The sequence below is a fragment of the Noviherbaspirillum sp. genome, from assembly GCF_036846085.1.
Taxonomy (GTDB): domain Bacteria; phylum Pseudomonadota; class Gammaproteobacteria; order Burkholderiales; family Burkholderiaceae_D; genus Noviherbaspirillum.
This window is the reverse complement of record NZ_DAIUCO010000215.1, coordinates 1-9,449: the sequence shown is the minus strand read 5'-3', so window position 1 is coordinate 9,449 and position 9,449 is coordinate 1. Positions and strand designations below refer to the sequence as shown.

The following is a 9,449-nucleotide window of genomic DNA, read 5'->3' as shown; positions in this document are numbered from 1 at the left end:
TGAAGAAGTACTTTTAGGCGCAACGCGGATTGTGGCCGATTGTGGCGGCTCTTTGACGATCAGATGACTGTCAAAGAGCCGTACTCGGTCCTTGAATCGGACCGGGCATGGCAATGCTGCGTTCGGATAAATGGCCGCCTGCGTGAGAAGCACCGCCGCGAATTCGAATTCACATTTGCAAGGCCTGTCTTTCCGGTGCCAGGATGACTGGCAGCGTCATCACCTAGCGCATGCATTCTTCCATACCAGTCATTGTGACGTGGATATGGTCACTTGCCTGCAACGACATATGGCACGAACCGATCGCCATGATGCGAGTACCTGCAGGCGATGACGCAATTTAATTAGACAAAAGAAATATAGGGGCCATTTAAGATTGCGCAAACTTTGCGTTCGCCGTGTCCGTCGACTTCAAACCAAGAATCAGTAATATATTGATCAGATGCGCAGGTGCTTCCATGGCGCAAGGTGAGAAGACAATGTGGAATGCCAGAACTGCACAGCCGGCTTCATCATCAGGTCCTGCATATCAAGCTGCGCAACCAGTTGATGAGCAATACCGTATCGGAATGCTGATAGCAATGAACCTGCTCGCAGCAGTTGGGTTTGTATACGAGCTTTCCGATACCGAAATGGCTGGCATCGCGCTGTTGTGGGCATCCTGCCTTCTCGCCTCCTGGACAATCGCGTTCTGGTATTTTCGAAAATCAGTTCGACGTTTCGCCGATGCCACGCGCCGGAGTCCCCACTCATATACATTGACAACTCTTCTCTGGGCCGTTCCCTGGGGCTTGTGCGCTTTCATCGTCCCTTCGGATTTCTACAGCCAGATCGTTGTCGCCTGCATATTGCTCAGCCTTTCCACGGCAATCGCCTATGCAATGTTCAAGCACACGTTGTCGGTCGTGTCGAGCGTTTGCGTGATGCTGCTCCCTTTTTCAGTCCTGCTTTTTATTTCGGACAACAGGTTCTTCATCCCTTTCCTCGGAGGCATGTCGCTCCTTTTATATATTTACGTGTCAGCGCTGCGCCAGGATATGCGCAACGGAAAAGACCTGTTGAGGGACAAGATTTCGATCCTGCATCCCTATCACGAACTCGAGGAGTCACTGCAAAAGCATGTGGTCGCATTGGACAAGGCGGAAAAAGCGTTACTCATTGCCGAACAGGCTTGTATTGAGAAGACACGGTTTCTTGCCGCTGCCAGCCATGACCTGAGACAACCCATGCACGCGGTCACCCTGTTCGTTGCGGCACTCAAAGCGGAAGTCCTGGACGGACAAGCCTACTACTTGCTGGATCGACTGGACCGGTCGCTCGCGGGACTCGACGAGTTATTCAACCGATTGCTGGACATCGGCCGCCTTGATACCGGGGTGATCACCCCGGCCGTGAAAACATTCGATGCTCTCTCGATGCTCGAAACGCTGGAGTCCCGCTTTTCCGCCGTGGCTGCCAGCAAGTCGCTCGACTTCCGCATTTGCTGCAAACCGGGCTTGCAGATTCGAAGTGACCCGGTTCTGTTGACCGAACTGGTGAGCAACCTGCTCTCGAATGCGTTTCGCTATACCGAGCGTGGCGGCATCATGCTCTGTATCAGGCAGCGGGAGAGCGGGTTGCAAATCAGGGTGATCGATACGGGGTGCGGCATTGCCGAGTACCACTTCGAATCGATATTCGAGGAGTTCGTCCAACTGAACAACCCCTCCCGTGACCGCCGTAAAGGATCAGGCCTGGGACTGGCGATTGTGAGGCGCCTTGCACACATTCTTGATCACTCGGTCAAAGTACGTTCGGCGGTGGGACGCGGCTCGTGTTTCGAAGTACGGGTACCGGGCAGCGCAAGCGTGGTTGATCATCTCCATGATGCGTATTCCGACAGCGGGGTGTCGGATCTCAAGGGTGCATTAGTTCTCGTGGTTGACGATGAAGTGGACATCCTCGCGGCAATGGAAGCGCTCCTGCGGTCATGGGGATGCCACTGTATCGCGGCCAGATCTTCCGAAGAGGCAGCGCGATTCATCCTGGACAGTCCGCGGTTTCCGGATGTGGTCATCACCGACCATCGCCTGGCCAATCATCACACCTGTTTCGATGTCACAGCCGCGGTCCTTCCCCTGCTGCCGTACTCGGTGCCCGTCATCGTTATTTCCGGCGAGTGCTCCCCTTGCCTTGAAAAGGAAGTGACCGAGATGGGTTACGGATTCATCAGCAAGCCGGTGAACGCGGCCAAACTCTATGCCGCGATCGCCGACGCTTTCCAGGAAGCCACCGAGAATCTCGGAAAAGCCGCTTAAGTTCAGCCGTGCATTCTCAGAACAGCGGCAGCACAATACCCCGGCGCGCCACTTCCAATACCGCCTGGGTTCTGGTCGCCACCTTCATCGCGCGCAGGATGGCGCTGACATGGATCTTGACGGTGGATTCGACGATATCCAGCTTGCGTGCAATCATCTTGTTCGACATGCCCAAGACAAGCAAGGCAAGCACCTCTCGTTGACGATCGGTGAAATTCCACTCGTCCTCGGCTGTGCCGTCATGTGCTGAATCGCCTCTTGCGTTGTCCGGGGCAAGTGCGCTGTCGGGCACACTCACCTTGCCATCAAGCAGATCCTGCACCACGCACTTGATCCGTGCCGAGTTGGACGATTTCGGGACAAATGCCGTCGCGCCCATTTCGAGGGCGCGAATGACGGTAGAACGATTCTCGTTGGCGGACACTACCACGACCGACATTTGTTCATGCTGCCGCTTCATGCGCTCGAGGGTAACGAAGCCCGATTCATCCGGAAGCTGGAGATCGAGAAACGTAAAGTCAATATGTTCCCTGTCGGCGATTTCCACACCCGCAGCGGCGCTCCGGGCAAGCCATACACCCGCTTCCGGCCGCATCGACTTGACCATCATCGCAATGCCTTCCCGGATAAGCGTGTGGTCGTCGATTATCAGCACGTTCATAGAGTCCGGCCTTTTCGGGTTGGTAGAACAAGTCCGTCACAAGCCTACAGGGCTTGCGCATGACTGTCTTTACTACTTGAGTATTATCGAACAAGCCTTGATGTTGGCGTATCGTAGGAACCCATGGTGAAAAGATGGGGCAATGACAGGCGATTCACGGGTGAGAAGCGAAAGGCAATCGGACGCTATGACCCCACCGTATCATCCTTCGTTCTGTGCCCGGACCTGGCTTTGCGCATCGTGCTTTGATCTGCCGGGCCCATTGGAGTTCGCTCCCTGGCGAATGCAACACCCCGAAGACGGTGGCAACGCGTGTCTGGCCATCCTGACGCCGCAGCGGAGAAATGCCGCCACCGCGTGCTTACCGGGAGTCACTGCTCATGTTGAAAAACAAGGTTGTCTGGTCGGAAGGGACATTTCTTCAGACCCAGCATTTTCAGCAACAGGAACGCTATCTCGAAGGCCTGCTGCATCACAAGACGCAGCATTTGCACAGCTACGGCTGGGGGTTTTCCGAGCTCACGCTGGATCGGGCGGCATTGGCACATGGCCAGGTTCGCGTTACTTCGGCGTCCGGTGTGCTGCCGGACGGGACAGTTTTTGATATTCCCGACCAAGATGCTGAACCTGCTCCGTTGGAGCTTGGCACCGACATCAGGAATGCCGTGTTATATCTTGCCCTTCCTCTCGAAAGCGAGAGCGAGCCTTCCGTCGTTCTGGAGCCGCCGGCACGACCGAGCATGCACCGCTTTACCGCGCATGTCGTGGAATTGCGTGATGTTAACGAGGGGTTCACCGAACGCGTTCCGGTGCAGCTGGGAAGACTGAACCTGCGTCTATTGTCAGGGATGTTGCAGGAAGGCGGATTCGCGAAGCTTGGTGTCGCCCGCGTCATCGAACGCCGGGCGGATGGCCAAATCGTGCTCGACCCAGGCTATATTCCGCCGGTGCTGGCAGTGGATGCCGGCATGCCGTTGCGCAGCTGGCTCAACGAGCTGCGCGGATTGGTGCAGCAGCGCAGCGAGGTGTTGTCGCAACGCCTGTCCCAACCGGGCCGGGGCGGAATGGGCGAGGTCGCCGACTTCCTTCTTCTCATGATCGTCAACAGGTACGGCTCGTTGCTTGCACATCTTGCCGGCGTACCGGAACTCCATCCCGAACGATTGTATTGCCTATGCCTCGAAATGGCCGGAGAGTTGTCGAGCTTCGGCAACGAGCGCCGGCTGACCCGCAGCTTGCCGCCATACAACCATGACGATCTGGCGCTTTGCTTCGAGCCGCTGATTCTCCAGTTACGCCTGGCGCTGAGCATGGTCCTGGAACAGACCGCACTCCAGATCGAGTTGCACGACCGAAAATACGGCGTACGTGTTGCCGTCATCAACGACAAGCAATTATTGTCGTCATCGAGTTTTGTGCTTGCGGTCAATGCGAGCTTGCCAAGCGATACCATACGGGCGCGGTTTCCGACGCAAACCAAGATCGGCACGATTGAAAAGATCCGCGACCTGGTCAACCTGCAACTTCAAGGCATCCCGCTGCGGCCCCTGCCTGTCGTTCCTCGCCAGATTCCCTACCATGCGGGATTCAACTATTTCGAAATCGATAAGGGACATGAACTGTGGCGAAAGATGGCAACGTCCGGCGGACTGGCCATGCATATCTCTGGCGATTTTCCCGACCTTGAACTCGAACTCTGGGCGATCAAGGGACAGTCATGACGTCCGCCCGATCCAGGCCGACGGATGCGGACCGTTCCGTGGTCCGCCCCATGCCGGGAGGCAAGCGTCGCCATCCGCCTGCCTCCGCCGAAGGTACCAGACGCACGGTGCCGCCTGCTGTCGAGGCGATACCCTATGCATTGCCTTCGGTATCGCGCAATCCCATCCTCGCCGCGGCCAGCCCCTTGCTCGCGATTGCGCCGCAAATCCGACACAGTCCGTCCCACCCGGACCCATATCGGCTGAAAGACGAGCTGACGAACGGCATCCACAAGTTTGAGCAGCAGGTGAATAGCGCCGCGATACCGCGTGCAACGGTGGTCGCAGCGAAATACGTACTGTGCACATTTCTCGACGAATGCGCGGCCAGCACGCCGTGGGGCAGCGGGGGCATATGGGCACGGGACACCCTGCTGGTCCGCATGCACAGCGAAACCTGGGGCGGCGAGAAGGTATTCCAGCTGCTCGCCCGGCTGGCGAAGGATCCGAAGACAAATGTCGACCTGCTTGAGCTGATCTATGTTTGCCTGTCGCTCGGCTTCGAAGGACGCTACCGGGTCGCCGAGAACGGCCGGTCACATCTGGAGAGCATCCGCGAACGGCTGTATCAGATGCTGCAGCAGCAACGCGGAGAGGCCGACCGCACCTTATCGGCGGCATGGCGGCCGGCGCTGGTCGAGACACGGCGCTGGTTCGCGATGACGCCGCTGTGGGTGTTTCTGGCGTTTTGCCTCGCGGCGGCCATGGCCACGTTTATCGCCTACCGGATCCTGTTGAACGCACGGTCGGATCCGGTGTTCGCGATGATGCAGGGGCTGAAGCCGCCGGCCGTTGCGATGACGGCAGCCAATACGAAACCGGCCATCCTGCCGCCTGCGCAGCCACGCCTGCGGCAGTTCCTCGAGGCGGAAATTTCTGCCGGCCTCGTGTCCGTCCAGGAGAGTGCCGACAAAAGCGTCGTCACCATTCAAGGCGACGGTATTTTCGAACCCGGCAGTGCCCAGGTCACCGATGCAGTACGCCCCCTGCTGGGCCGTATTTCCAGGGCATTGCGGGAGAACCCGGGAATGGTCCTGGTGGAGGGGCACACCGACAGCCGTCCAATCAAGTCGGTGCGTTTCCCGTCCAATTTCCATCTGTCGCAGGAACGCGCAGACGGCGTTGGCAAAATTCTGGCGGCGGTGATCGGACCGCAACGCATCAGGACCGAAGGCAAGGCCGAGTTCGACCCGATCGCGTCCAACGACACTTCGGTAGGACGAGCCAGGAACCGGCGGGTAACGATCACCCTCGTCGCCAACGAGCGGAGGGCGCCATGAAACGGATGTTCGGCTTCCTGAGATCGACGTGGCTGCAGCGTGTTCTGGCCGCGGTTGTCCTTGCGCTTGTCATCTGGTTCGCCGGTCCGCTTCTTGCCTTTGCGGATTATCATCCGCTTGACCCGGAATGGGCGCGGGTGGCGTTGATCACCCTGTTGATCGCATTCTGGGTAATACGGCACGTCGTGCGCCAGATAAAGGCACGGCTCGGCAACCGAAAGATGCTCGACCTGCTGGTCAGCCATGCCGACAACAAAGGCAAGTCCGTGTCCGCGGGGTCGCCCGAAATCCGGGAACGCTTCGAGAAAGCGGCCGCGCTCCTGAAAACCATGAAACTCGGTACGGCCGACGAGGAACCATCGTGGCTGGGACGGTTTGCAGGCCGTCGCTATGCTTACCAGCTGCCGTGGTACCTGTTCATCGGCGCACCCGGCAGCGGCAAGACAACCGCGCTCAAGCATTCCGGCCTCCAGTTTCCGCTCGCCGACGCGCTCGGAAACGAGCCATTGCATGGCGTGGGCGGCACCCGCAACTGCGAATGGTGGTTCACCGACCGCGCGGTGCTCATCGATACCGCAGGGCGCTACACGACGCAGGACAGCGATGCCCGTTCCGATGCGGCCGAATGGAAGGATTTCATCGAGCTCATCAAGCGTTTCCGCCCCCGCCAACCCATCAACGGTGTCCTGGCAACCATCAGCGCCTCCGACCTGCTCGGCGGCAGCGCGACCGAGGCGGAAATGCAGCGCCAGGCCACCGCACTACGCGCGCGGGTGACGGAACTGCAGCAGCACGTCGGCCATCCGTTTCCCGTTTACCTGCTGGTCACCAAGACAGACCTGCTGCCGGGATTCACGCAGTTTTTCGAAGACCTCGACCGCGAGCAGCGTGAACAGGTCTGGGGCTGCACTTTCGATATCGGCGATCGCGACGGGAATACAAATTCGCAGCAACATCTTCGCCTCCAGCTCGACACACTCGAAGACCGACTGTTCGCGCAATTGCTGAACAGGTTGCAGGCAAGCCGCGACGGCAACGCACGCGCGCTGGTCTACGGCTTCCCTTATCAATGGGTGCAGCTGAAGGAAGCCGTATCGGCATTCGCCGGCCAGGCGTTTTCATCATCCAGACTCACCGGTCCAAGCGGCCTGCGCGGTGTGTACTTCACGAGCGGCACGCAGGAAGGCACACCGATCGACCGCGTACTGGGATCGCTGTCCCGCTCCTTCGGCATCGAGCGCAAGCTGCTGCCGCCGCAGCGCCCTACCGGCAAGTCGTTCTTCATTACCCGCCTGCTCGATGACGTCGTGTTCGCGGAGGCCGGACTCGCCGGCACAAGCCACGCGGCGGAAAAGCGGCTGCATCGCCTCAAGTGGAGCGGCATGACGGCCGGCGGGCTTGCGGTACTCACGGCAATCGCCATATGGACCGCCAGTTTCTTCGGGAATAGTGCCTACATCAATGAAGTGGAAGCCAAGTCCGGGGCCTTTCAAAAGGCGCTCGTCACCAATCCGCCTTCCGCCGATAACATCACCAACCTGGTCGCCGTGCTGGACGCCGCGCGCGACCTTGCCCATACCGCGGTCGTTGATCCGGAAAACCCGCCGCTGCATGTGCGCGCCGGACTTTTTCAGGGGAAGAAAATCATGGCCGGCGCCGACCAGATCTACGGCCGGTTTCTTACCGAGTATCTTGCCCCCTTCGCTTCCCGCCGCATTGAATCCGGCCTGCGTCAGCAGGCACGCAATCCGGAACTTCAGTATGAGACCCTGAAGGCATATCTGATGCTGCACCGACAAGGAAAACTGGATGCGGATTCATTGAAGGCATGGGTTGCCTTCGACCTGGAAAACGACCAGTCCCGGCGCCTGCCGCCGGAGATCCGGCAACGCATATTGCAGCATATGGAAGCGCTGTTGCAGCGCGATTCGCTCGGGCCTGCCGTGGCGCCCGATCCGGCTTTGGTTGCGGGTGTGCGGCGCGCCCAGTTGCAGGCCCCGCTCGTGCATCGCGTCTATAGCCGCATCAAGCGCCAGGGAATGAACACCCAGTTGCGGGATTTCCGGGCGATCGACGCCGGCGGAGCACACAGCCAGGTTGTGTTCATCCGCCGCTCCGGCCAGCCGATCACCAGCGGCGTGCCGGGCCTGTTTACTTATAACGGTTATTACAAGGGGTTCAATCCCCGTGTTGCGCAAGCGGTGACGCAGCTGGCCGACGAGGAAGCATGGGTGCTCGGCGTGACCGATGCCGGCAACGCGCACCGACCGGCACAGGGGCCGGCCCACGATGTGCTGGCCGATGAAGTACGGCGGCTGTACCTGCTCGATTATGTCGCGGTATGGGAGCGCTATATTGCCGACATCGGCTTGGCGAAAACGGCGACCCTCGGCCAAAGCATCGAACAGGCAAGGATATTGTCCGGCCCTGATTCGCCGCTGCCGCGGCTCCTGCGTGCCATGGCAAAGGAAGTCACCCTGGGCGAGCCGCCGGGAAGCGACAGATTCTTGACCGGAAAAGGAAGCGAACTGCTTGCACAGGGCAAGGAAAAGCTCGGCGCGCTGCTGCAGGGGACGAACGATACGACGCAGTCTCCTTCCGACCGGCAACCGGGCACCGAGCAGCGCGGCATCGAAGCGATCGTCGACGACCGGTTTGAAGACCTGCGCCGCTTCGTGCGAAGCGCCGGCCCCAACCAGCCTTCGCCGGCCGACGGCTCCCTCAAACTGATCAACGAGCTTTACACGCTGCTCAGCGCCACGGAAACGGCGATCAAGGCCGGCAACACCTTGCCGCAAAGCGACGTGCCGAATCGGGTAAAGGCCGAAGCGGCACGCATGCCGGAACCGGTGCGCAGCATGTTGAACGGCCTCGCCAATGAAAGCCTGCGCCAGGCCGTCGTCGGCAGCCGCGGCAATATCAACGCACGCCTCGCCGCCATGGTTGCCGAACCGTGCAACAAGGCGCTCGCCGGCCGCTATCCATTCGTGCCGGGCAGCAGGAAGGATGTCATCCCGGAAGACTTCGCGCGCATCCTTGCGCGAGACGGCGTGATGGACGACTTCTTCCAGAAAAACCTCGCGCCGCTGGTCGATACCTCGTCGCGCCCATGGCGTTTTCGCAACCTGGGCGATGCGTCCAATAGCGGGACAAGCGACGCTCTGCTGCAGTTCGAAAGGGCGCAGGAAATCCAGCGCGTGTTTTTTCCGCCCGGCAGCAACGGGCTGGTGTTGCGCATGGATATCCGCCCGGTCAGCATGGACCCTGCCATTGCGCAATTGATCCTTGATGTCGACGGTCAATTGATCAGCTATGCGCATGACAATGCGCCATCGATATCCGTCCAGTGGCCTGGCCCCCGCTCGACCAACCGCATCACATTGCAGACATTTTCCGCGCGCGGTGATGGGGAGACGCAAACCTTCGACGGGCCTTGGGCGCTGTTCCGCAT

General features: G+C 59.6%; 5 protein-coding genes. 4 read left to right on the top strand and 1 reads right to left on the bottom strand.

The annotated features are described in order from the left end of the window. The first annotated feature begins 758 nt into the window (after positions 1-758). Positions 759-2,297, top strand: a complete 1,539-nt coding sequence (locus tag V7080_RS19990) for an ATP-binding response regulator (RefSeq protein ID WP_334190153.1) — start codon at positions 759-761, stop codon at positions 2,295-2,297. Between the two features lie 16 nt (positions 2,298-2,313). Here the strand turns inward: V7080_RS19990 and V7080_RS19985 are convergent, their stop codons facing one another. Beyond that, the gene (locus V7080_RS19985) at positions 2,314-2,958 is read right to left on the bottom strand and encodes a response regulator transcription factor (RefSeq protein WP_334190152.1); all 645 of its coding nucleotides are present in this window, start codon (positions 2,956-2,958) and stop codon (positions 2,314-2,316) included. A gap of 380 nt (positions 2,959-3,338) precedes the next feature. Between V7080_RS19985 and tssK the strand changes: the two genes are divergently transcribed. The 3 genes from tssK to tssM form a co-directional block, all read left to right on the top strand. Beyond that, positions 3,339-4,679 (top strand): type VI secretion system baseplate subunit TssK, encoded by a 1,341-nt coding sequence (gene tssK / locus V7080_RS19980; protein WP_334190151.1) that lies wholly within the window; start codon positions 3,339-3,341, stop codon positions 4,677-4,679. Next, complete coding sequence (gene icmH, locus V7080_RS19975) at positions 4,676-5,998, top strand: type IVB secretion system protein IcmH/DotU (RefSeq protein WP_334190150.1); 1,323 nt, start codon at positions 4,676-4,678, stop codon at positions 5,996-5,998. Before tssK ends, icmH begins: the two co-directional genes overlap by 4 nt. Then, the coding region (gene tssM, locus V7080_RS19970; RefSeq protein ID WP_334190149.1) for a type VI secretion system membrane subunit TssM at positions 5,995-9,449 on the top strand (3,455 nt) is incomplete at its 3' end. The genes icmH and tssM, both read left to right, overlap by 4 nt.

Excerpts from the sequence above, each read along its gene's own strand:
- icmH (WP_334190150.1), top strand. The coding sequence starts at position 4,676 with ATGACGTCCGCCCGATCCAGGCCGACGGATGCGGACCGTTCCGTGGTC.
- tssK (WP_334190151.1), top strand. The coding sequence starts at position 3,339 with ATGTTGAAAAACAAGGTTGTCTGGTCGGAAGGGACATTTCTTCAGACC.
- V7080_RS19985 (WP_334190152.1), bottom strand. The coding sequence starts at position 2,958 with ATGAACGTGCTGATAATCGACGACCACACGCTTATCCGGGAAGGCATT.